Genomic DNA, 21,449 nt, shown 5'->3' on the forward strand with positions numbered 1-21,449 from the left:
CTGAAAGAGCCTGCGCTCCTGTTACCATCGCGCCAGAAGCGAAGGTCGCCCAGTTATAGTCAAACCCGCTATTGAACCATGTATCATCTCTGGATGTCGCCCCTGAGTAATAATTGGTTATAGTAGAGTTCAGAGTATTACCATGAGTTGATGCACCAGCAGCAACATCAACAAGACCGTTTTCTATTTTGGAGTCTTTCAATACTCCACCACTCAGCACATAGATAGTGTTGTTCAATCCTGTGAGCTCAGAAGCCGTGGCACCGCTGGTGATATAAACAACAGCCCCCGCACCCAGCGATACGTCTTCTCGTACAACCGTACCATTACTTTGATAAACCGTCATGCCGTCATCATTGACTGCAGACCATACGCCAACAAGAACGTAAGCCATACTAACCCCGCGAATACTTGTGCAGTTGTTATATTGTTTTCACACTCACGGCACATATGCTCATGAAAAAACCAGTTTTATTTGGCCTTTGATTGGTTAGTAAAAACATACAAAATATTAGTCAATAATACACGCTTCTGGAATCTGGCTATACGATGCTGTTTCGTATCTTTCCTTAAGAAAAAAGATATGAATATCAATGGGTAGCGATTTTTTAGAATATAACTCTTATTTTTTATGTCTATGCTTTGCTTTTACGAAACTTACCTGTTTTTTCCTGAACTTATTCAAATATAGTTGCATCTACATTTGAATTGATTCGTCCGCCCCCTGATGTGGACATCTCTCTGCGATGCGCCTGTCATGTCGGCAATAGCGTGAGGCGTCAGGGCTGTTCCAGTCCGTCATTCATCCTGAATGCGAGCCGCAGCAAAAACCTGGGATCTGCTGGAAATAAAAAAAGCCCCGCATCGAGCGGGGCTTTTTCAGACCGGGATGAGACCCCGGTATGGATTGATGCGGATTGCTCCGGATCTTAGTTCTTGGCCTTGTCGACCAGCTTGCCCTTGGCGATCCAGGGCATCATGCCGCGCAGCTTCTCGCCGGTCTTTTCGATCTGGTGAGCATCGTTGCGAGCGCGGATGGCCTTGAAGCCGACGCCGCCGGACTGGTTTTCCAGAATGAAGTTGCGCACGAAGGTGCCGTCCTGGATATCGGTCAGAACGCGCTTCATCTCGGCCTTGGTTTCAGCCGTCACGATGCGCGGGCCGGTGACATATTCACCATACTCGGCCGTGTTCGAGATCGAGTAGTTCATGTTGGCAATGCCGCCTTCGTAGATCAGATCCACGATCAGCTTCATTTCGTGCAGGCACTCGAAATAGGCCATTTCGGGAGCGTAGCCGCCCTCGACCAGTGTTTCGAAACCGGCGCGGATCAGCTCGACCAGACCACCGCAAAGCACGGCCTGCTCACCGAACAGATCGGTTTCGACCTCCTCCTTGAAGCTGGTCTCGATGATTCCAGCGCGGCCGCCACCATTGGCCGAAGCGTAGGACAGGGCGATCTCGAGCGCCTGGCCTGTTGCGTTCTGGGCAACAGCCACGAGCGACGGTACGCCGCCACCCTTCTGGTACTCGGAGCGAACCGTGTGGCCGGGGCCCTTCGGTGCCACGAGGAACACGTCCAGATCGGGGCGAGCTTCGATGATGCGGAAATGGATCGACAGACCATGCGCGAACACGAGCGCTGCGCCGTGCTTCAGGTTCTTTTCGAGCGACTCCTTGTAAAGTGCGCCCTGGCCTTCGTCAGGCGTCAGAACCATCACGACATCGGCCCAGGCCGCAGCGTCGGCAGGGGTCATGACCTTGAAGCCAGCGCCTTCGGCCTTGGCAACAGCCGACGACTCAGGACGCAGGCCGATGACCATATCGGTCACGCCGCTGTCCTTCAGGTTGTTGGCATGGGCATGGCCCTGGCTGCCGTAACCGATGATGGCAACCTTCTTGCCCTTGATCAGGCCCAGATCACAGTCACGATCATAATAGACGCGCATCAGAAAGACTCCTCGATGGATTGAAAGACTTCGGTACCACGGCCTATAGCGGCGATTCCGGTCCGGGACACTTCCGCAAGACCAAGCGGTTGCATCAATTCGACGAAAGCATCGATTTTCTCGGCACTTCCCGTCAGTTCAAAAACGAAAGACCCTGCCGTCGTATCGACAGCGTGGGCGCGAAACGCCTGGGCAATACGCATGCCCTCGGTGCGCATCTCGCCCTTGCTGACCACCTTGATCAGGGCCAGCTCGCGCGCCACATGCGGCCCGCTCTCGGTCAGGTCACGCACACCGTGCACCGGGATCAGGCGCGCAAGCTGCGCCTTGATCTGGGCAATCACCATTTCGGTGCCCGAGGTCACGATGGTGATACGCGAGAGATTGCGCGTGGCATCAATGGCAGAAACGGTCAGGCTCTCAATGTTGTAGCCACGTCCTGAAAACAGACCGACGACGCGGGCCAGGGCGCCGCTCTCGTTTTCGATCAGAACCGCAATGACGGCTCTCTGGATATCCTGTGCCATCAGACCAGCATCATGCCTTCTTGAGTAATCCGGGCCGCATTGGCTTCCTGATCGGGGCCAAGCAGCATCTCGTTATGCGGGGCGCCCGACGGAATCATCGGGAAGCAGTTTTCGTCCTGCGCCACACAGATATCCGCCACCACCGGGCCGTCATGGCGCAGCATCTCGTCAATCACACCATCCAGCTCGCCCACGCAGGTGGCGCGCAGCCCCTTGCCGTGGAAGGCTTCGGCCAGACGGATGAAGTCGGGCAGCGCCTCGCTATAGGATTGTGAGTAGCGCGAGCCATGCAGCAATTCCTGCCACTGGCGCACCATGCCCATATAGCGGTTGTTCAGGATGAACAGCTTCACCGGCAGGCGATACTGCGCCATGGTGCCGAGCTCCTGAATATTCATGAGCGTCGAGGCCTCACCGGCAATATCGATCACCAGCGCATCGGGATGCGCTACCTGCGCACCTACAGCGGCAGGCAGGCCATAACCCATTGTGCCGAGGCCACCAGAAGTCAGCCAGCGATTGGGCTTGTCGAACTGGAAGTGCTGCGCCGCCCACATCTGGTGCTGGCCAACTTCCGTGCTCACAAATGTATCGCGCCCAAGCGCCTGCGTGGCTTCATAAAGACGGCGAATGGCATATTGCGGGCGGATGATGGCGCTCGGGGCCTGATCCTGAACGAAACCGAAGGAGTCCAGCGCGCGCCAGCCCTCGATCTGCGCCCACCAGGGGCTCAGATCCTGACCATCGCCATCCCAGGCCGCCAGCAGCGCCTCGATGGTGCGACCGACATCGCCAACCAGCGGCACATCCACGCGAATGATCTTGTTGATCTGCGAGGGGTCGATATCGGCGTGAACCTTGAACGAATTGGGCGAGAACGCATCGACGCGCCCCGTCACACGGTCATCGAAGCGCGAGCCGAGCGCGATCAGCAGGTCGCAGCCATGTGTGGCCAGATTGGCCTCGTAGCTGCCGTGCATACCCAGCATGCCCAGAAACTGACGGTCGGTCGTCGGGAAGGCGCCAAGCCCCATCAATGTGGACGTGACCGGGAAATTGGTGCGACGGGCAAGCTCGCGCAGCCCTTCCGACGCCTTGGGACCCGCATTGATCACACCGCCACCTGTATAGAGAAGCGGGCGCTTGGCGCGCTTCATGGCAGCGATGGTCTGGCGGATTGCCTCGCCGTCAGCATCGATATTCGGACGATAGGGGCGATGCAGACGCCCTTCGCCCGGGGCCGGCAGAGGCGCATTGCCGACCGAGATATCCTTGGGCAGGTCAATCAGCACCGGGCCGGGGCGGCCACCAGCCGCCACCTCGAACGCCTCGCGCACGATCGGTGCCAGATCCTGACCACGACGCACCAGATAATTGTGCTTGGTGGCCGGACGCGTGATGCCAGTCGTATCGGCTTCCTGAAACGCGTCATTGCCGATCAGCGCTGTGGGCACCTGGCCGCACAGGCAGATCAGCGGGATGGAATCCATCAGCGCATCGACCAGGCCCGTCACAGCATTGGTGGCACCGGGGCCGCTGGTGACCAGCACAACGCCGACCTTGCCGGTCGAGCGCGCATAGGCTTCAGCCGCATGAACGGCAGCCTGCTCATGGCGCACCAGAACATGGCGGATATGATCCTGCTTGAACAGCGCATCATAGATGGGCAGCACCGCGCCGCCGGGATAGCCGAAAATGACCTCGACGCCCTGCTCCACAAGCACGCGCAGGAGCACCTCGGCACCATTGAGCGGCGCTGTCGAAGTTTTTCCGGTCTGCTGTGTTGACGCGTTCATGTGAGCGCACCCCTTTCATTGAGCGGGCGGGTTTATGACGGGATTGAGGATTCGTCAATGGTCGATTGTATGAAAGTTGCTATTTTTTCGAATTCTCTTTCCGAAAATTGCGTACTCTCGTCATATCTTTGCAAGGAAATCATGCAATCCTGCTCTGCGCCCAGCGCATGGTGATTGAACCACGTGGCCTGACGTCGCGTGTACTGCCCCGTGGCGATCACTGCACGGGATATCGCTTCCTTCAGCCCCAGGGTTCCGGCAAGAGCGGCGCTCAGCTCCGGCACGCCATGCGCCCGCATGGCGGGCAAAGCGGGCGAAAGCCCCCGTGCCACAAGGCGTTGCACTTCCTCCATCGCCCCCCGTTCCATCATGCGTGAGAACCGTTCCGCAATGGCCGCACGCAGCGCCTCACGGGGCGGATGAAGCCTTACGGAGACAAAGCGAAACGGGGCGGGCGGCAGGCCGGGCTGGTTGCGCCAGTACGAAAGCCCATGCCCTGTGCCACGCAACACCTCCAGCGCACGGGCCACACGCTGCCCATCACCAGGCCTCAGAGTCTGGGCTGTATCAGGATCATCCTGCATCAGCAGGGCATGAGCGGCCTCGCTCCCCTCTTCCTCTACAAGGGTGCGCGCCCAGTTGCGCGCCGCATCGCCGGGTTCGGGCACCTCGACCAGACCATCGAGCAAGGCCCGCAGATACATGCCTGTGCCGCCACAAAGGATTGGCAGCCGGCCCTGCGCCCGTGCAGCCTGCATTTCCGCCAGGGCGGCCTCGCGCCACCACGCCACACTGCCCGGTCGTGCCGCATCCAGCACGCCGTAGAGACGATGCGGCGCGCGCGCTTCATCCTGTGCATCGGGGCGGGCGGTCAGCACATGCAGATCCGTATAGACCTGCATGGAATCGGCATTGATGACGCTGCCTCCGAAGCGCTCCGCCAGCCCAAGCGCCAGCGCCGACTTGCCGGAACAGGTCGGTCCCGCCACAATAAGGGCCACCGGGGCCAGGGCAATCGACGCGTCAGCCATTCTGTCTTGCTGTCCCAAGCGTTTCTACCAGATGGGCCAAGATGACCTTACCTTACGTTCTCGTTCTCGTTGCCGACCCTGCACAGGGCACCCTGTCCAAAGATGCCATCGACATTGCGCGGAACATGGTCAAGGGCAAGAACCCCATCGTGCTTTCGCCGGGCGAAGCCGTCGAAATCCCCTGCCCCACCCCGGCACCGGGCGCACCGACCATTGCGACCATCCGCGCAACACTGGCCCGTCATAAGGTGGATGCCCTGCTGGTCAAGACACGCGGCCGCCGCAAGGCTGTGCTCGTGGCTGATATGGACAGCACCATTCTGGAGGGTGAAACCCTCGATGAAGTGGCCATCACACTCGGCATCGGTGATGAGGTGGTCAAACTGACCGAAGCCTCGATGAACGGCCGGTTGGACTTTGAAGAATCTTTGCGCGCGCGCGTGGCCCTGCTCGAAGGCAAATCCGCCGCCTGCCTCGAAGAGGTCTGGCAAAATTCAAGGCTCAATACGGGTGCCCGCACACTGGTGCAGACCATGCACGCCCATAACGCCCGCACGGCACTCGTCTCGGGTGGCTTCACCTATTTCACCAGCCGCGTGGCAGAGGCCTGTGGCTTTGACGAGCATTACGGCAATGAATTCGACATCGTGGATGGCGTCTTCACCGGCAAGCTCGCTGCCCCCGTGCTGGGACCGAACAGCAAGGAAGAGCATCTGACCCACCTCCTCGAAGAGCGCGGCGTGAAGGCTTCGGCAGCCCTGACGACAGGAGATGGTACCAACGACCTGCCCATGCTCGCCGTCGCCGGTCTGGGCATCGCCTATAAGGGCAAGCCAAAAGTTCGCCAGATGATCGACATGCAGGTCAATCACTCGACCCTGCGTGCCCATCTGTTCGCTCAGGGTTATCCGGCGAGTGTTTTCGTGGAGTAAGGGTTCACGGGGCGCTGCCCCGTCCCCCGGAAAGGGGCTCGCCCCTTTCATCCCCTTCTGCCTATGGGGTGAAGATGGCTTCGATGCTCAGATCGAAAATTTTCGCAATGGCGAACGCCAGAGGCAGGCTCGGGTCGTAACGCTCGTTCTCGATCGCATTGATGGTCTGCCGCGAGACGCCAAGCGCCTCGGCCAGCGCATTCTGGCTAAGGCCCTGAGCCAGACGCAGATCGCGCATGCGGTTTTTCACCGGTATCTCCGGCACGCGACGATCATGCCTGCGAGCCACAGAAGCGCCATAAGCGGCCAGATGGCGAAGGCGCGAATATGGGGCGCGCCAGCGTTCTCAGCGAAGCCCCATCCTATGGTGATAAGGGCCGTGCCGAGAAAAGCCGTCGCTATGGCGTCGAACTGAACGCGACGCTGAAGTTCATCCATGCGCTGCAGTGCTCGCATGATAACCCATGCCACGGCCACGGCTCCAAGCATGGGCGCCATGCTCAGAGCGAAAAGAAGCGTCCCTGTAGGGTGAAGCTGATGCTCCAACACACCTGATGTGAAGAGCAGAAAGAGATACAGCAACAATGCCGCGCCGAGCTCGATCCCGTACTGTCTGGGCCTGAACATGCGTTTCTCCATGTAAAGTACACTTTCCATATTCCTCGTTTTAGAGTGGAAAGCAAGCTTTACATCACGACGAGCGATTAAGGTGCGTGCCCGGAAACGACCTATGAAGCGTAGAAAGAACGACTCAGTTATCCTTAATCTTGGTGACTGCAGAAATGCGGCGTTGAAACCGAAGCAAGCACTCGTGAAGAGAATTGCTTGCAACCGCTGTTTCTTGTTTTTAAGACCACACAGATACAAATTTGTAGTAATATAAAATCAGATATCTCGCCTATTTTGACGTATTTTTTTGCCTTTTATCGAGAGAACAAACATATCTCCAAAATGCACGAAAATAATACCCCTCTTGCTTCGAGAATCCTCCTGATTATTTCAGGACTTTTTCTTGCGACAGCAGCGATCGCCCATGCGATCACACTCTATCTCGGTCCATCCGCCTATGGATTCATCGGTGCTGGCCCGGATATGGCGCTTAAGGCATCGCAAGGCGATTGGTACCCGGCAGCAATCCTCGGTACGATCGGTCTCGTTCTGCTTATTGGTGCTTATTCCGCGTTCGCAGGAGCACGCTGGCTTTGGCGACCGCCTTTGCCAGCACTACGCCTTGCCCTCTTCACGGTCACGGCGTTGCTTTTGGGTCGCGGTGCCATCGGCGTTTTTCTGCTGGGCTTGCTGTGGCTCAATGGCGTCCAGATGGAAACTCTCTATATCGCCGGGCTGGGCGGAAGCCTTGCCTTCTGGATAGGGAGTTCCATCCTGTGCCTTCTGGTTGGATCAATACAGCTGGCCGCAACGTCGCTCTCACGCGACCTCTACTGAGCGCAGTACCGTATTGCAGTGGGGGTTTTCAGAGCGCAACGCCCCCTCGACAGGTTCAGGGCAGAGCCCTGAACCCTGTGACTCACTGACAATCGGATGAAATCGCATCGCCTTGCAGGCTGCGATCGGCAAAAGCCTGTGCTTCACTCTCGGCCGCGTTCAGGAGCGGTGAATGTTCCACACGATAGTGATGCACGCTCACAACCGTTCCGGCAGAGCATAGCGCCTGCTTCAGCTTCTCCTGCTGGGCGGTGGGTACCTGCGTATCACTGGTGGCAATCCCGAGCATAACGGGTGAAGACAGCTTGAGCGAAGGATAACGCGCCCATTGCAGTGCCGGAGCCAGCGCGTTTTCGGCATCTGGCTGGAAAGTGTTGTCAGGCGTCAGGCCCGCATGTTCGACCGCCCCGAAGAAATCGCCGCGGCAGAGTTCGCTGGCCTTGCGGTACAGCGGCAGGGCACGGGGCTTGAAGGCGCTGGATGGGTCGAAAGAGGGATCGGCCTCCCCAAGCGAGGCCCCAAGCAGCAAGCCATAAACGACGCCCGGGGCAAAGCGACGGGCCCCGTGAGCCTGGGTCAGGATATGACCTGAATCGCCATCGAAATACGGTGCGCCGAGCGCGATCGTACCCTTGATTTGCAGGCTCGGCGCATAGGATTTCGCCAATGCCGAGGCTGCAAGCACAGCCTGCGCACCCTGATCATGCCCCAGCAAGACGACATGGCCGCTCAGCGCAGAGAAGCGGCGACGCGCTGCACGAACCGAGTCCAGCACAGCCATGCCTTCTGATTTGGCATTCAGGTAAAGCGCTGCCCCTGGCTCGCCCAGACCCGGATAATCGGTAGCGACAACGGCATAGCCCCGACGCAGCCAGCTGCCGTAAAAGCTTGCCTGCGGCCCGCCAATCCCCATGATGGAAGGCGCACAGGTAAGGCCGATCCCGCTTGTGCCGTGAGCCCAGGCCACGACAGGCCAGCCACCTGCGGGCGGTGTGCCGCGCGGGACCATGACCTCAGCCGAAACCGCCACCAGATGCGTCGGGTTATGCGCATCGGTGCTGCGATAGGCCATGCGATAAGCCGTGCCGGGAATAGGCGCATTTTTCTGTTCGAGCTTGATGGCCTGCCCGGCAGCGACGGGGGCATAGCGCGATTCGGCATCCTCATCGGCATCCATCGCGCAGGCGGTCAGGGTCAGGGCGGAAACAGCCATCATGGCAAGGACAGAACGCATCAGACCTCTTCGATCTAGGGGTAACGAGGGATGGAAAGTCTCAGGAGTGTCGCGCGGGGGCAAGCCCCGACAGCCCAGCAAGCCAAAAACACCCCGCATGCGATGGGGACCATTCGGGGCCGGGTCAGGGAACCGCATACGGCAAACGCAGCGCTCACAGGCCGGTTCGACACCCCGGGACGTTCCCATGGTGGGGAATCAGGGCGGCTTCATGGTCGCTCCTGCTGGTTCGATGCAACCAGAGGCAGAAGATGCCCGATGGGCGGGCGGAGATTTGACAGGACTGACCCAGGCGCGGTCCGGCAGCAGTTGTTCTGAAAGTGAGCCGCCAAGCTGATCCGAGCCCACGTCGCTTCCTGACCATTGAGGCGCAGTATCACCCCACAGACCACCGAGACGGGCGAAACAGCAGTAGGCCTATCTATCGGGGCGGCAGAGGGTTCCTTATCGCCGCAATACCCCTGTCATGCCTCTCACTGCCACTCACCGGAACGTGACCTTGATCATCAGAAAATAGAATTATTTTTCTTTTCGAACGACAAAAAGAGAATATTAATTTCGATACAGGTCAGGAGAGCGGCCTCACGCGGGAGTTGAAATTCGCGTGGCTGGGCCGATGCTATAAGGCGGATGAGGGGTGCGGGTCCATAAGGGCGCGTCACAAGGCCGCAAGGAAGAGGAAGACGTTCATGAGCAGTCTGATTCAGCATTACATCAACGGGTCCCGTACCGAGGGTCACGGCGCCCAGCGCGGGGAGGTTTTCAACCCAGCCACAGGCAAGGTGACGGCGCAGCTCGCTCTGGGTGACACGCGCGACGTCGATGATGCCGTTGCTGCCGCCAAAGCCGCCTTTCCTGCATGGTCACAAACTACCCCTCTGGCCCGTGCCCGCGTGCTGTTCCGCTTTCGCGATCTGATCGAAAAGCATGCGCGCGATCTGGCGGCGGTCATCACCTCGGAGCATGGCAAGGTCCTGTCGGACGCGCTGGGCGAAGTGACGCGCGGCATGGAAGTGGTGGAATTCGCCACCGGCGCCCCTGAACTGCTCAAGGGTGAATTCACCGAGCAGGTAGGACGCGGCATTGATGCCTGGTCGATGCGCCAGCCACTCGGGGTCGTGGCAGGAATCACGCCCTTCAACTTTCCGGTCATGGTGCCGCTCTGGATGGCACCGATGGCGCTCGCCTGCGGTAACTGCTTCATTCTCAAGCCTTCCGAGCGCGACCCTTCCGCCTCGCTCGTTCTGGCCGATCTGCTGAAAGAGGCAGGTCTGCCTGATGGCGTGTTCCAGGTGGTGCATGGCGACAAGACCGTCGTGGATGCCCTGCTCAAGCACCCGGACGTGCAGGCGATCAGCTTTGTGGGCTCCACCCCCATCGCCCGCTACATCCACGAGACCGGCGTGGCCCATGGCAAGCGCGTTCAGGCTCTGGGCGGTGCCAAGAACCATGCCGTCATCATGCCCGATTGCGACCTCGACAAGACCGTCGATGCCCTGATGGGCGCGGCCTATGGCTCGGCAGGTGAACGCTGCATGGCCATTTCCGTGGCCGTGGCTGTTGGCCCTGTGGCCGATGCGCTGGTCGACAAGCTGATCCCCAAGGTCAAGGCGCTGAAAATCGGCAATGGCACGGATGACGCGACCGAAATGGGCCCGCTGGTCACCAGAATCCATCGCGACAAGGTGGCTTCCTACGTCACGCTCGGGGCTGAGGAAGGTGCCAAGCTGCTGGTCGATGGCCGCGACTTCAAATCGACGCAGAACCCGGATGGCTTCTTCCTTGGCGGGTCGCTGTTCGATCATGTGACACCGGAGATGCGCCTCTATCGCGAGGAGATCTTTGGCCCCGTTCTGGCCGTCGTGCGCGTGCCCGATTTCGAGACCGCGCTGAAGCTGGTCAACGATCATGAATTCGGCAATGGCACCGCCATCTTCACCCGTGATGGCGACAGTGCCCGTGCTTTCACCCATCGCGTGCAGGCTGGCATGGTCGGCGTGAACGTACCTATCCCGGTACCCATGGCGTTCCATTCCTTCGGCGGCTGGAAGGCATCGCTGTTTGGCGATCACCACATGCATGGCGCCGAGGGTGTGCGCTTCTTCACCAAGTACAAGGCTGTCACCTCGCGCTGGCCGACAGGCATCCGTCAGGGTGCAGATTTCGTCATGCCCACGCTTGGCTGAGCCGAACGCCTGAGAACAGCCTGAGGCAGTAAATCCTCAGGCCCTAAAACAGCCGCAAACGGGCGCGAGGGTGCACACCCCCGTGCCCGTTTTGCGTTCCGGCGCTTTGCGCGAGCCGGAACTCGGGCTATGTCCCATGACAAGAACTGGAACACGCGCCAAACCGGAGGAATTCCCATGAGCGACACCATGCCAGACCGTCTGAGCGCCACACCGGGCAGCCCGTTCTATGACGAGGCCCTGCTCGAAAAGGGAATCGGCATCCGCTTCAATGGCGAAGAACGTACCAATGTGCAGGAATACTGCATCAGCGAAGGCTGGGTGCGTCTGGCTGTCGGCAAGACGCTCGACCGCAAGGGCAACCCGATGACCATCAAGGTTTCCGGCACGGTGGAAGCCTGGATCAAGGGCCCCGAAGCCGAGGAAGCCGGCAAGGAGTAAACCCATGACGCCCACACGGATCATTATCGATACCGACCCCGGACAGGACGATGCCGTTGCCATACTGCTGGCGCTGGCCTCGCCCGAGGACATTACGGTCGAGGCGATCCTGACAGTGGGCGGCAATAGCGGCATTGCCAACACCACACGCAATGCCGCCGCCATTCTCGAACTGGCCGGCCGCGCCGATATTCCGCTGCATAGCGGATGCGACCTGCCCATGAAGCGCCCTCCCGTCCGGGCCGATCATGTACATGGCGAGAGCGGGCTGGATGGCGCAGACCTGCCTGCACCGACAAAACAGGCTGACTCACCCCACGCGGTGGATTTCCTGATCGAAACGCTGCGTCGCGAGCCGGAAGGCAGCCTGACCATCGTGACACTGGGCCCGATGACCAATCTGGCGACAGCGTTGCAGAAGGCTCCCGATATCGCGCCGCGCATCAACCGCGTCGTGTCCATGCTGGGCGCCTGTTTTGAAGGGGGGAACATCACCCCCAATGCCGAATTCAATGCCTATGTCGACCCGGAAGCCGCTGCCATTGTGCTGGGCTCTGGTGTGCCGGTGGTCATGCTGCCGCTCGATATCACCCATCAGGTGCTGACGACCCCTTCCCGACTTGGGCGCATCCGCGCCATCGGCAATGAGGCCGGGCGCTGTGTGGGCGGTATGCTCGGCTTTTCAGAGCGCTTCGATCTCGAAAAATATGGCTGGCCCGGCGCGCCGTTGCATGACCCCTGCACGATCATGTGGCTGCTGCGCCCCGATCTGTTTCAGGGCCGCCTCGTCAATGTCGAGGTCGAGACACAAAGCGCGCTCTCATCCGGTCAGACTGTTGTCGATTACTGGAGCGTGACGGGACGCCCTGCCAATGCGCTGTATATGCGGGATGTGGATTCAGACGGATTTTATCAGGTGCTGACGGAGCGCCTGTCGCGTCTCCCCTGAACAGACAGCCACTCTTTCCATCAGAAAACCCCGGAGCGCTTCTGCGCTCCGGGGTTTTTCATGCGGATAACCAAGCCGTTTAGCGGCCCGGTATTGCGCTTTTCATACCCGGCGTCCCTTACCAGGCGAAACCGATCGTGCCCTGCGCATTGCGGCGCTCGCCGTAATAGCAGAATTCCTGCCCGTAAGACGCATAGGCCAGGCAGTTGGTCACGTAGTTCTTGTCGAAAAGATTGCGCACGCTGGCACCAACAGTCCAACCCTTGAGCGATTTCGAGACGTTCGCCAGATCGTAACGCAGCGAGGCATCGAACAGCGCATATTGCGGCACTTTCACGCTGCCATAGCTGGCTTCACCGCCATAGGCCGAGGCGGAATAACGCATGCCTGCACCAAGACCGAGTGATTTGAAGCGGCCCTTGGGAATGGTGTAAAATCCAAAGAGCGACGCATTGCCCCGGCCAGACTGAATAAGCGGCTTGCCGGTGGAGTCATCATGCACACGCTGCACGCTGACAGCCGCATCGACCGTCCAGTTATGCCAGTTATCGATATGGGCCTCGAATTCGAACCCATCGGAATGGACCAGACCATTCTGCACGCTGTAAACCGTATTGGGCACCGAAACGAGCACATTGGTCTGCTCGATGTGAAACCCGGCGGCGGTCAGCAGGATGGGGGTACCAGGGAGCTGATATTTCAGACCGCCCTCAAGCTGCTTGCCAATGCTTGGGCTGGCCTGACCCTGCGTCTTGCCACCGTCATTGGAAACCACGCCAGTCTGGGGCTGGAACGAGGTGGCGTAGCTGATATAGGGCGCAAGGCCGAACTTGAAATGATAAAGGCCGCCTGCACGCCACGTAATCTGGCTTGGGCCCTGCTTGGAATTCGACGCCGAGTAATACTCGATCTGGCGTGAGCGAAACCAGTCATTACGGATGCTCCCCGTCAGCACCAGACCGCCCCAATGAATTTCATCCTGACCGTAAACGCCGATCTGGTGTGAGTTCACCTTGTAGCGCGCATAGGTTTCGAGCGGGTCGATGCCCATATCGTAATTCGGGGCGAAGACATTCAGATCCGGGGCCGCACTCTGCCCCGCCGTTTCATTGGCCCATTGTTGCTGATAGTCGAAACCCGCCATGATCATGTGCGTGAGCGGCCCCGTGCGCAGCTTGCCATGCACATTGCTGTCAAACGCCAGATTGCGCGTGTGCTCGGTGGTGCCGAACCCATAGCGCGGCAGCATCCCGTCGGCGTCCCAGTATCCGGCGTTATAGACGCTGCGATATTGCGTCTTGATGTCGTCATAGCGGCCGCGCGTCGAGAAATTCCAGTCGCTGTTGAATCGGTGATTATAGATGTACGTAATGCCGCCATGCTTGCGGTTGAATTTCTCGAAGCGTGCATCGCCATCATAGAAATTGCGGGGCAGATAGCCGCCAAAAGGCGCGGGCTTGAGCGAGCCCTGAAGCGGCACACCGCCATAGGTGCCGGCCTCGGGATCGTACTGGTAATTGCCAAGCAGGGTGAAGGTGTCCGGGCCGTTACCGCCAAAGGTGACCGAAGGGCTGATCGAGAAGCGGCGGCTGCCAGTGCGTGACAGCTGGGTGTGCTGACCATTGACCGTGCCGTACAGGCGGTAACGGATGGATCCATCCTTGGTGGCAAAGCCACCCATATCGGCGTCGACACGATACAGATCGAACATGCCGCCCGTGGCGTTGACCGAACCGTAAGAGGCGCGATCGGTTGGCAGTTTGCTGGACAGGGCGACGAGACCACCGGGGCTGGACTGGCCGTAAAGCGCCGAAGCCGGGCCTTTCAGGATTTCCAGGCGCTCAAGACGCGACGTGTCGATCTGCGCAATCGCATAGCCGGTTGGGCTGTCCTGCAAGCGCAGCCCGTCGAGAAATTCGGGAATGGTGAAACCACGCAGCTGAAACAGGTCATAACGCGTACCGACACCACCACGCAGATCGGGCGTGATGCCTGCGGCATAACGTACGGCCTGGTTAAGCGTCAGCACGCCACGAATGTCCATTTCATTACGGGTGACCACCGTTACGGATTGGGCCGTCTCGATGAGCGGTGTGCTCGATTTGGTCGCTGATGAAGCGATGGTTGCGCCTTTCTGACCACGCACCACAAGCTCCTCAGCCTTCGGGTGAGAGGCAGCCGGGGCCGCATGGGCAGACGACATAGCCTGTGACCCCGCGGGGCCTGAAACTGCCGCGTTCTGAACTACCCCGGACGAGGCACTACGCGCCCTGACCGTTCCAGCCCCGCTTTTGCTGGAGGATTGCTGTGTTTGTGCATGGGCGCTGCCCGACATCAGCGCCATGAGGGAAACACACATTGCCAGACCCGAGCGGGTAAATTCAGCGCGCATAAAATGTCCTGCCGTGAGAAAACGGCAGAGAGATAGCGATATTGCGAGTCATTCGCAAAGAAAGTTTGGGGAAAGTTAATTTTCCCTGCCCACTATGTGGCTTAAATATCACCCTCGCGTGATCGAGCCCATGTCTGCCGGTGGCAGCCTATTCGACTTGCAGGATGTCTTTCACCTTGCCAGCCAGGACTTCGCCGAGCGTGCGGTTATTGTCAGGCGTAAAGTGAACGCCATCGCTGCCATCGGTGGTGATATGCTGGGCGGCGTCGAGAAACGCGGCGCCCCTTGCTCCCGCAAGCGCTTCATACTGGGTGGCGAGCGCCGCGATTTTGGGTACAGCCCCGTCGAACTGCGCCCTGAGCCAGGGGCCGGGTATGTCACCCGGCAAGGGCGGTGCGACTACAAGCAGTGCGGGCGCCTTGTAGCCGGTGCCGACGCCCCCCGTGCTGGCAGCCACCTGTCCGACCAGCCTGGCCATACCCTGCGCAATGTCATGGGCAGTTCGCCTGTAGGCGTTCTTGGCGTCATTTGTACCAAGCATGATGATGACAAGATCGAGCGGCATATGGCTGGCCAAGGCAGCGGGCAGATAGGCCGATCCGTCCAGACGTGGATCGTTGGCGTCGAGTGCCGTCGTGGTCCGGGCGCTCAGCCCCTCCTCGATCACATGAAATCCGTCGCCCAGAGCCTTCGCCATGACACCGGTCCAGCGCTCATCACGCTCATATCGCGTGGTTGGCGTTCCTTCCGGCACAGGCTTCCAGCCCCAGGTCAGTGAATCGCCAAAGCAGAGTATATGTCTGATGGTCATGTCATGCCTCCAATCCGCTCGTTCAGGCATCGTCCACCATGCGCGTCGCTTCCGGGTTTTGCAAAAAGGGCCTCAACCCATCACCTGGAAAGGGGATCAGCGATCGGGACCGAACCGGCGCACGGGCATAAAAGCCACATGAACTCCCTGGCGTCGTTTCGATAACAATTTGATAAAAATCAGCCCTACGGTAACGGCTAGCGTCGGAGCTCATGACACGATCTGACGAGCGCTCGATCCATCTACAATCCTGCCGTGACACGCTGTTACTGATTATGGGGGGCCACGACCTCAAATCCGGTCTCCATGAAATAATAAACCGTTATGAGGGGCCATTATCGAACTGTCATCTGAAAAGCACAGTGTCGAACTAATTATGTTGCCTTCTTGATACAATTATCAAAGCAAAATAAATTCTTTTAGCTGACTGAATTGCCCTCAGGGGCTTCTGATAGGGATGGGTTATGGACCTGATTCGCCATATAACGAGCCGTTTCTGTAAAACCATTTCTGCAGGCGCCCTGATTTCAGGCGCACTAACCGCCCTCTCCGGCACAGCCCTTGCCGATATTCCTCTGTTCAAGACGGCCACCAACCCGTGGCTGCAGGGGGTCAATCTGTCCGGTCTGATCGAGGGTGGCATCATGGCAAACCCTGCCCGACCGGATAACGGCATCAATTTCGGTAACTTTCTTGGTGACCATGCCAATCAGGCCCAGCTGAACCAGATCAGCCTCACCCTATCCAAGGCAATCGATCCGACGAAATCCGAATATCAGATCGGCTTCATGCTCGAAGCGCTCTATGGATCGGATGCGCGCTACTATCACCTGCTTGGCCTGTCGAACAAAATGACAAGCGACCGCTACCAGCTCCTTCCGGCGCAGGCCCATGTGGATGTGCACGCCCCGATCTTGTCGAAGGGTGGCATCGACATGCAGGCCGGCATCCTGCCAGCCCCCATGGGTGTCGAAGTGCTGGATCCGACACTGCGTCCTTTTTATTCTCTGGCCTATACGTCTCAGTATTCCGTACCCTTCGAGCATCTCGGCGCCATGTTCCACTGGCATGTCACCCCGATGTTTGATTTCAATTTCGGGGTCGATACCGGCAATCAGACGACGTGGGGCCGCAACGACAACAACAATGCAGCCGCCGGCTATTTCGGCTTCAACCTCATTGGCCTGGCTCATGGAAAACTGAACATCAACGAATTGTCGCGTGTCGGCCCGGAAAATGCCGTTGCGGCACTTGGTCCCCGTGCCAATACGGCGCAGCGCTGGTGGAACGACATTGCCGCATTCTACACGGTCAATGACAAGCTCAGCCTCACAGGAGAGTTCAACTTCCTGCACGATGACGGTCTGCGTGCCGAAACCTGGAGCGTCGTCACCTTCGCTGCCTACAAGATCACACCGAGCCTGACCTTCAACTACCGCGGTGAACTCTATCGCGATAACAGCGGTCTGTTCGTCGTCAACTTCCTGACCAATCAGGCCTATATGAACGCCTTTCTAGGCGGCTACGCGCCCGCCGAGACGGCCCCTGCCACCACTTATGGTGCCCTGACACTCGGCGTGACCTACCGTCCTGACCTCGGGCACGGCATACGCGTCTTTGCCCTGCGCCCCGAGATCCGCTTTGATCGCTCGCTCAACGGCACGTCACCGTTCAACGATGGTCGCAACACCGGCATGTTCACTTTTGGTGGCGATGCGATGATCGGTTTCTGACACCGCATAACGAAACGCGCAAAGAAAAGGGCGTCCGGCATGGCCGAGCGCCCCTTTTTTATGCTCGGTTATAAAACCGGATCAGAGCGCTTCGAGCAGGTGATCCACATCCCGCGCTTCGGTCGCCCAGCAGGTCACGAGGCGTATCAATACCCCGTCGATACCCGGCGGCGTTGTCCAGCGATAGAACACGAAACCCCGAGCCTCCAGCGCTGCCACACTCCGTTCGGGCAGCACGACAAACACCTCATTGCTCTGCACCTCGAAAGGCAGGGACGCCGCAGGATGGCGGCGCAAGCCATGAGCGAGGCGCTGGGCCATGGTATTGGCGTGCAGGGCATGGCGCAGCCACAGGTCATTTTCCACCAGCGCCGCAAGCTGTGCGCTCAGATAACGCTGCTTCGACCAGAGATGCCCGCCACGCTTGATACGCCGGGCAAAATTTTTCGCCAGATCTTCCCTGAAGATCAGCACGGCCTCTGACGCCATGCCTCCATTCTTCGTGCCGCCGAAGCTCACCATGTCGAACCCGGCCTTCCAGGTCATTTCGGCAGGTGTGCAATTGAGTGCGGCAATGGCATTGCCCAGACGAGCGCCGTCCAGATGCGTGGCAAGATCAGACTCTCTGGCGCGTGACGTCAGGGCTGCAAGGTGATCGAGAGAATAGACCGTGCCCCATTCCGTGCTCTGTGTCAGCGAAAGCGTCTGGATCGGGCTTGTATGGACCCCGCCCCCGGCATTGGTCACCAGGGCCCGGTCAAGGGCGGCTGGATCCATGCGCCCGTCAGGCGAAGGCAGAGGCATCAGCCTTGCCCCATGCATGAAGAACTCTGGCGCCCCGCCCTCATCATTGGCGATATGAGCGCTCTGGTCGCAGATCACGGCACCAAAAGGCGCGGTGGACGCGGAAAGCGCAAGGCTGTTGGCGGCCGTACCCGTGGCCACGGGAAAGACCCAGACCGGATGATCGAAAGCCTCGCGCATGAGTGCGGTCAGTCTTTCAGTCTCGGAATCCTCGCCATAAGACGGCGCTGCCCCCTCATTGACACGTATGAGAGCATTCATCACCTCGGGGCAGACTGGCGCGATGTTGTCACTTGCGAAGTTCTTGCGTATTTCCTCGGTCACGTCCGTTCCTCACTCGTCTCTGAGGCCATCGTCCGGGTGCTGCCCGTGCCGATCGCCCTGCTACAGGAATTGCAGCCATGAAACACGATCCGGCGCTTTCAGAAAAGCTCATCGACGGCAAGGCCATCGCGCGCCGCCTGACGGATCGCGTCAAGGCCGAGGCCGAGACCCTGCGCGAGCGCACCGGCAAGATTCCGGGTCTGGCTGTCGTGCTGGTTGGCGATGACCCGGCGAGCGAGGTCTATGTCCGTAACAAGGCTATCCAGACCCATCGCGCCGGTATGCGCTCATTCATGCACATGCTGCCCGAGACCACGTCGCAGGACGAGTTGCTGGAACTGATTGCCCGCCTCAACGCCGATCCCCAGATCCATGGTATTCTCGTCCAGCTTCCCCTGCCGAAGCAGATCGACCCGATTCTGGTGACCAATGCCATTGCCCCGCACAAGGATGTGGATGGTCTGGGCGAGGTCAATGCCGGCAGGTTGAGCCTGGGTATTGATGGGCTGGTGCCCTGCACGCCTCTGGGTTGTCTCATCCTGCTCAAGGAAACGCTGCCCGCGCTGCGCGGGCTTCATGCCGTTATCATCGGGGCGTCCAATCTGGTGGGTAAACCCATGGCGCAGCTGCTTCTCAAGGAAGGCTGCACAGTATCGGTCGGTCATATCGACACAAAAGATGCGAGGGCACTGGCCCGCGAGGGGGATATTCTTGTAGTCGCAACAGGCAAGAACGGGCTGGTGCGCGGCGACTGGATCAAGCCCGGCGCGACAGTCATCGACGTTGGCATTACGCGCATCGCCCTGCCGGACGGCAAGACGCGTCTGGTGGGTGATGTCGCCTTTGATGAGGCCGCGCCGATCGCTGGCCATATCACACCGGTGCCCGGTGGCGTTGGCCCCATGACCATTGCCTGCCTGCTGCACAACACCCTGCAGGCAGCGCGCCAGATTCTGGAAAATGGACAGGACGGCACGGGTCGGAGCGAACAGACTCCATGAGCCGTATCGCCATCGAGCTGATCCCGCGCGACACGCAAAGCCTGACAGAGGATCTGGCCACGGTAAGGCAGATCGCGCCGGACGTAACGACCATCAACCTTCCCGACCTTCTGCGCCTGCCCCTGCGCTCATGGGAGGGTGCCGCGCTGGCGCAGGGTCAGGGCTATGCAGCCATCCCGCACATCCGCGCCATTGATATCGACCCCGATGCACCCCTGCCCTGTGCGGAGCAGGAAGGACTGCGCGAGATTCTTGTCATCGCGGGCGATCCGCCCCCGGATTCGACGCATCGCATCTGGCCCAATAGCAGCGCGGACATCATCGCACGATATCGGCGTGAGGCCCCTCACCTAACGGTCTATGCGGCCTTCGATCCATATCGCCGCGCCCCCTGGCAGGAACTGGAGACCATCCAGCAGAAGCGTGATGCCGGTGCTGCTGGATTCTTCACCCAGCCCCTGTTCGACCAGAGGCTGTTCGATCTGTGTGCCTCGTGGCTGGAGAATGATCAGGTATTCTGGGGGCTCTCACCCGTGATCGGTCCCAAGTCTCGTGCCTATTGGGAACGCGTCAACCACGTTGTTTTTCCCTCGGATTTCGAACCGAAGCTTGACGCCAATATTGCGTTCGCACGGACGATCCTTGAGGCGGTGCGTGCACGCGGCGAGAGCGCCTACCTCATGCCCTTGCGCGTGCCGCTGGCAGATTACCTCACTCCGCTGCGTGACCTTCTGACATCGTGACGGCGGCACGCTCGGACTGACCCTGTCGCTGCGCGTCGCGGCTCTGCTGCGTTTCGCGAATGACATCATGGATGAAAGCCAGTTTCTGCCTTATCGCCCCCGTCAGGACGAAAGGATAGAAATCCTGAAGGCCCATGGAGCGGTTAAGGCTGTTCACGGCCATGCTCAGGGGGAGCCATGCATTCATGATCTCGTCAAAGTCGAGACTACGGTAAGGATTGCCGCTGAGCGCCGGAGTTGAGTATTGCGCGGCGTCCGGTGTCTGCGGGGCAATGGCAATACCATAAAGCCACGCCGTTTCCAGCGTCGAGACAATGTGCAGATAATGCGCCCAGGTCTCGGCGAAATCCTCCCAGGGGTGAGAGGCGGCATAGACACTGACATGCGTCTCGCGCCAGTCTTCCGAAGGCGGCTTGGCATAATGCGCCTTGAGGGCTTCCTGATAATCCTGCCGGTCATCGCCGAATACGGCGCGGCAGCGTTCCAGCCTTCCTCCATCGCGTATCAGCACGTTCCAGAAATAATGCCCGATTTCGTGCCTGAAATGTCCGAGCAGGGTCCGGTAATACTCTCCCATCTCCACGCGCATACGCTCGCGCTGGTCGTCATCGGCTTCACGCACGGCAAGGGTGATCAAGCCGTTGTCATGACCGGTCATGACAGGAGCCGAACCGTCGGGCGCATCGTCCAGAAAGTCGAAAGCCAGCCCGTTTTCCGGGTCCTGTCGCCGGTTGACCATTGGCAGGTCGAGCCGGATCAGCGCGTGGAAAAGACGATGCTTGGCGACCTCTATCTTGCGCCAGCGCTCCAGATTATGCGGGTCCGACAGATCGGGGATCGTGCGATTGAACTGGCAGGCATAGCAATACGGACCTTCAGCCGCTTCCTGCGGGCCGAGCAGCCAGTTGCAGGCGTCATACTGATGATTGGCGCAATAGACATGCACCTGATGTTCCAACCCCGGCTCCATGGGATACCATTTTCCGGGTGCATCGGCCGGATTGAGCGCTGTCAGATCAGCCAGCTTGTGCAGATAGCCCACTTCGTGATGGCATGACTCGCATCTCGTATTTTCAAAAAAGAGCGGCTGAGCGCAGCATTCGCACGAAAAAAGCTTCACGATCTGATCATCCCGATGAGGTTATGACCC

General features: G+C 59.4%; 20 protein-coding genes. 8 read left to right on the top strand and 12 right to left on the bottom strand.

Going from position 1 to position 21,449, the window contains the following annotated elements:
- The 5 genes from ED655_RS15430 to miaA all read right to left on the bottom strand — a co-directional run.
- The coding region (locus ED655_RS15430; protein ID WP_162993347.1) for a hypothetical protein at positions 1 to 394 on the bottom strand (394 nt) is incomplete at its 3' end.
- Positions 395 to 929: 535 nt separating this feature from the next.
- A complete protein-coding gene (ilvC, locus tag ED655_RS02045; protein ID WP_122048778.1) occupies positions 930 to 1,949 on the bottom strand; it encodes a ketol-acid reductoisomerase in 1,020 nt (339 codons plus the stop codon).
- On the bottom strand, positions 1,949 to 2,476 hold the full coding sequence (gene ilvN, locus ED655_RS02050) for an acetolactate synthase small subunit (protein WP_023979706.1): 528 nt from the start codon (positions 2,474 to 2,476) through the stop codon (positions 1,949 to 1,951). Before ilvN ends, ilvC begins: the two co-directional genes overlap by 1 nt.
- Entirely contained in the window at positions 2,476 to 4,272 is a 1,797-nt protein-coding gene (gene ilvB, locus ED655_RS02055) for a biosynthetic-type acetolactate synthase large subunit (protein ID WP_122048779.1), read from the bottom strand. The genes ilvN and ilvB overlap by 1 nt, the downstream gene beginning before the upstream one ends.
- Positions 4,273 to 4,304: 32 nt before the next feature.
- Positions 4,305 to 5,303 carry a tRNA (adenosine(37)-N6)-dimethylallyltransferase MiaA gene (miaA, locus tag ED655_RS02060; protein WP_122048780.1) on the bottom strand — a complete coding sequence of 333 codons (999 nt, stop codon included), beginning with the start codon at positions 5,301 to 5,303 and terminating at the stop codon, positions 4,305 to 4,307.
- A gap of 41 nt (positions 5,304 to 5,344) precedes the next feature.
- Here miaA and serB point away from each other — a divergent pair, with 41 nt between their 5' ends.
- Complete coding sequence (gene serB, locus ED655_RS02065; protein WP_122048781.1) at positions 5,345 to 6,235, top strand: phosphoserine phosphatase SerB; 891 nt, start codon at positions 5,345 to 5,347, stop codon at positions 6,233 to 6,235.
- A 61-nt stretch (positions 6,236 to 6,296) separates the two neighbouring features.
- On the opposite strand, the gene ED655_RS02070 is transcribed toward serB, so the two are convergent.
- Together ED655_RS02070 and ED655_RS02075 are read right to left on the bottom strand one after the other, a co-directional pair.
- Complete coding sequence (locus ED655_RS02070) at positions 6,297 to 6,485, bottom strand: helix-turn-helix transcriptional regulator (RefSeq protein WP_023979703.1); 189 nt, start codon at positions 6,483 to 6,485, stop codon at positions 6,297 to 6,299.
- Positions 6,482 to 6,862, bottom strand: a complete 381-nt coding sequence (locus ED655_RS02075; RefSeq protein WP_122048951.1) for a hypothetical protein — start codon at positions 6,860 to 6,862, stop codon at positions 6,482 to 6,484. The genes ED655_RS02070 and ED655_RS02075 overlap by 4 nt, the downstream gene beginning before the upstream one ends.
- Before the next feature lie 198 nt (positions 6,863 to 7,060).
- On the opposite strand from ED655_RS02075, the gene ED655_RS02080 reads away from it, so the two are divergent.
- Positions 7,061 to 7,681, top strand: a complete 621-nt coding sequence (locus ED655_RS02080) for a hypothetical protein (protein WP_122048782.1) — start codon at positions 7,061 to 7,063, stop codon at positions 7,679 to 7,681.
- Between the two features lie 82 nt (positions 7,682 to 7,763).
- Here the strand turns inward: ED655_RS02080 and ED655_RS02085 are convergent, their stop codons facing one another.
- A complete protein-coding gene (locus ED655_RS02085; protein ID WP_122048783.1) occupies positions 7,764 to 8,915 on the bottom strand; it encodes an alpha/beta fold hydrolase in 1,152 nt (383 codons plus the stop codon).
- A 689-nt stretch (positions 8,916 to 9,604) separates the two neighbouring features.
- Between ED655_RS02085 and ED655_RS02090 the strand changes: the two genes are divergently transcribed.
- From ED655_RS02090 to ED655_RS02100, 3 genes are all read left to right on the top strand, one after another.
- Entirely contained in the window at positions 9,605 to 11,101 is a 1,497-nt protein-coding gene (locus ED655_RS02090) for a CoA-acylating methylmalonate-semialdehyde dehydrogenase (protein ID WP_122048784.1), read from the top strand.
- 177 nt (positions 11,102 to 11,278) lie between these two features.
- Positions 11,279 to 11,542, top strand: coding sequence for a DUF3297 family protein (locus tag ED655_RS02095; protein WP_023979699.1), 264 nt, complete (start codon positions 11,279 to 11,281; stop codon positions 11,540 to 11,542).
- Between the two features lie 4 nt (positions 11,543 to 11,546).
- The gene (locus ED655_RS02100; RefSeq protein WP_122048785.1) at positions 11,547 to 12,491 is read left to right on the top strand and encodes a nucleoside hydrolase; all 945 of its coding nucleotides are present in this window, start codon (positions 11,547 to 11,549) and stop codon (positions 12,489 to 12,491) included.
- Positions 12,492 to 12,609: 118 nt separating this feature from the next.
- Here ED655_RS02100 and ED655_RS02105 read toward each other — a convergent pair whose 3' ends face one another.
- Entirely contained in the window at positions 12,610 to 14,883 is a 2,274-nt protein-coding gene (locus tag ED655_RS02105; protein ID WP_240993450.1) for a TonB-dependent siderophore receptor, read from the bottom strand.
- Positions 14,884 to 15,031: 148 nt separating this feature from the next.
- Entirely contained in the window at positions 15,032 to 15,694 is a 663-nt protein-coding gene (locus ED655_RS02110; RefSeq protein ID WP_122048786.1) for an SGNH/GDSL hydrolase family protein, read from the bottom strand.
- Positions 15,695 to 16,158: 464 nt separating this feature from the next.
- Between ED655_RS02110 and ED655_RS02115 the strand changes: the two genes are divergently transcribed.
- The gene (locus ED655_RS02115) at positions 16,159 to 17,427 is read left to right on the top strand and encodes an outer membrane beta-barrel protein (RefSeq protein WP_122048787.1); all 1,269 of its coding nucleotides are present in this window, start codon (positions 16,159 to 16,161) and stop codon (positions 17,425 to 17,427) included.
- A gap of 81 nt (positions 17,428 to 17,508) precedes the next feature.
- Here the strand turns inward: ED655_RS02115 and ED655_RS02120 are convergent, their stop codons facing one another.
- Positions 17,509 to 18,555 carry a threonine aldolase family protein gene (locus ED655_RS02120; RefSeq protein WP_122048788.1) on the bottom strand — a complete coding sequence of 349 codons (1,047 nt, stop codon included), beginning with the start codon at positions 18,553 to 18,555 and terminating at the stop codon, positions 17,509 to 17,511.
- A gap of 77 nt (positions 18,556 to 18,632) precedes the next feature.
- Here ED655_RS02120 and folD point away from each other — a divergent pair, with 77 nt between their 5' ends.
- Together folD and ED655_RS02130 are read left to right on the top strand one after the other, a co-directional pair.
- Positions 18,633 to 19,556, top strand: a complete 924-nt coding sequence (gene folD / locus ED655_RS02125; RefSeq protein WP_122038546.1) for a bifunctional methylenetetrahydrofolate dehydrogenase/methenyltetrahydrofolate cyclohydrolase FolD — start codon at positions 18,633 to 18,635, stop codon at positions 19,554 to 19,556.
- Positions 19,553 to 20,299 carry a methylenetetrahydrofolate reductase gene (locus ED655_RS02130; RefSeq protein WP_122048789.1) on the top strand — a complete coding sequence of 249 codons (747 nt, stop codon included), beginning with the start codon at positions 19,553 to 19,555 and terminating at the stop codon, positions 20,297 to 20,299. Before folD ends, ED655_RS02130 begins: the two co-directional genes overlap by 4 nt.
- Here the strand turns inward: ED655_RS02130 and ED655_RS02135 are convergent.
- Entirely contained in the window at positions 20,268 to 21,419 is a 1,152-nt protein-coding gene (locus tag ED655_RS02135; RefSeq protein ID WP_122048790.1) for a zinc-binding metallopeptidase family protein, read from the bottom strand. The two genes, ED655_RS02130 and ED655_RS02135, sit on opposite strands and share 32 nt — an antisense overlap.
- Positions 21,420 to 21,449 lie beyond the last annotated feature (30 nt).

The sequence above is a fragment of the Asaia bogorensis genome (assembly GCF_900465345.1).
Taxonomy (GTDB): domain Bacteria; phylum Pseudomonadota; class Alphaproteobacteria; order Acetobacterales; family Acetobacteraceae; genus Asaia; species Asaia bogorensis_A.

Coding starts and splice junctions, on each gene's coding strand:
- ilvC (WP_122048778.1), bottom strand. CDS start 1,949: ATGCGCGTCTATTATGATCGTGACTGTGATCTGGGCCTGATCAAGGGC.
- ilvN (WP_023979706.1), bottom strand. CDS start 2,476: ATGGCACAGGATATCCAGAGAGCCGTCATTGCGGTTCTGATCGAAAAC.
- ilvB (WP_122048779.1), bottom strand. CDS start 4,272: ATGAACGCGTCAACACAGCAGACCGGAAAAACTTCGACAGCGCCGCTC.
- miaA (WP_122048780.1), bottom strand. CDS start 5,303: ATGGCTGACGCGTCGATTGCCCTGGCCCCGGTGGCCCTTATTGTGGCG.
- serB (WP_122048781.1), top strand. CDS start 5,345: ATGACCTTACCTTACGTTCTCGTTCTCGTTGCCGACCCTGCACAGGGC.
- ED655_RS02075 (WP_122048951.1), bottom strand. CDS start 6,862: ATGTTCAGGCCCAGACAGTACGGGATCGAGCTCGGCGCGGCATTGTTG.
- ED655_RS02085 (WP_122048783.1), bottom strand. CDS start 8,915: ATGCGTTCTGTCCTTGCCATGATGGCTGTTTCCGCCCTGACCCTGACC.
- ED655_RS02090 (WP_122048784.1), top strand. CDS start 9,605: ATGAGCAGTCTGATTCAGCATTACATCAACGGGTCCCGTACCGAGGGT.
- ED655_RS02095 (WP_023979699.1), top strand. CDS start 11,279: ATGAGCGACACCATGCCAGACCGTCTGAGCGCCACACCGGGCAGCCCG.
- ED655_RS02100 (WP_122048785.1), top strand. CDS start 11,547: ATGACGCCCACACGGATCATTATCGATACCGACCCCGGACAGGACGAT.
- ED655_RS02105 (WP_240993450.1), bottom strand. CDS start 14,883: ATGCGCGCTGAATTTACCCGCTCGGGTCTGGCAATGTGTGTTTCCCTC.
- ED655_RS02110 (WP_122048786.1), bottom strand. CDS start 15,694: ATGACCATCAGACATATACTCTGCTTTGGCGATTCACTGACCTGGGGC.
- ED655_RS02115 (WP_122048787.1), top strand. CDS start 16,159: ATGGACCTGATTCGCCATATAACGAGCCGTTTCTGTAAAACCATTTCT.
- folD (WP_122038546.1), top strand. CDS start 18,633: ATGAAACACGATCCGGCGCTTTCAGAAAAGCTCATCGACGGCAAGGCC.
- ED655_RS02130 (WP_122048789.1), top strand. CDS start 19,553: ATGAGCCGTATCGCCATCGAGCTGATCCCGCGCGACACGCAAAGCCTG.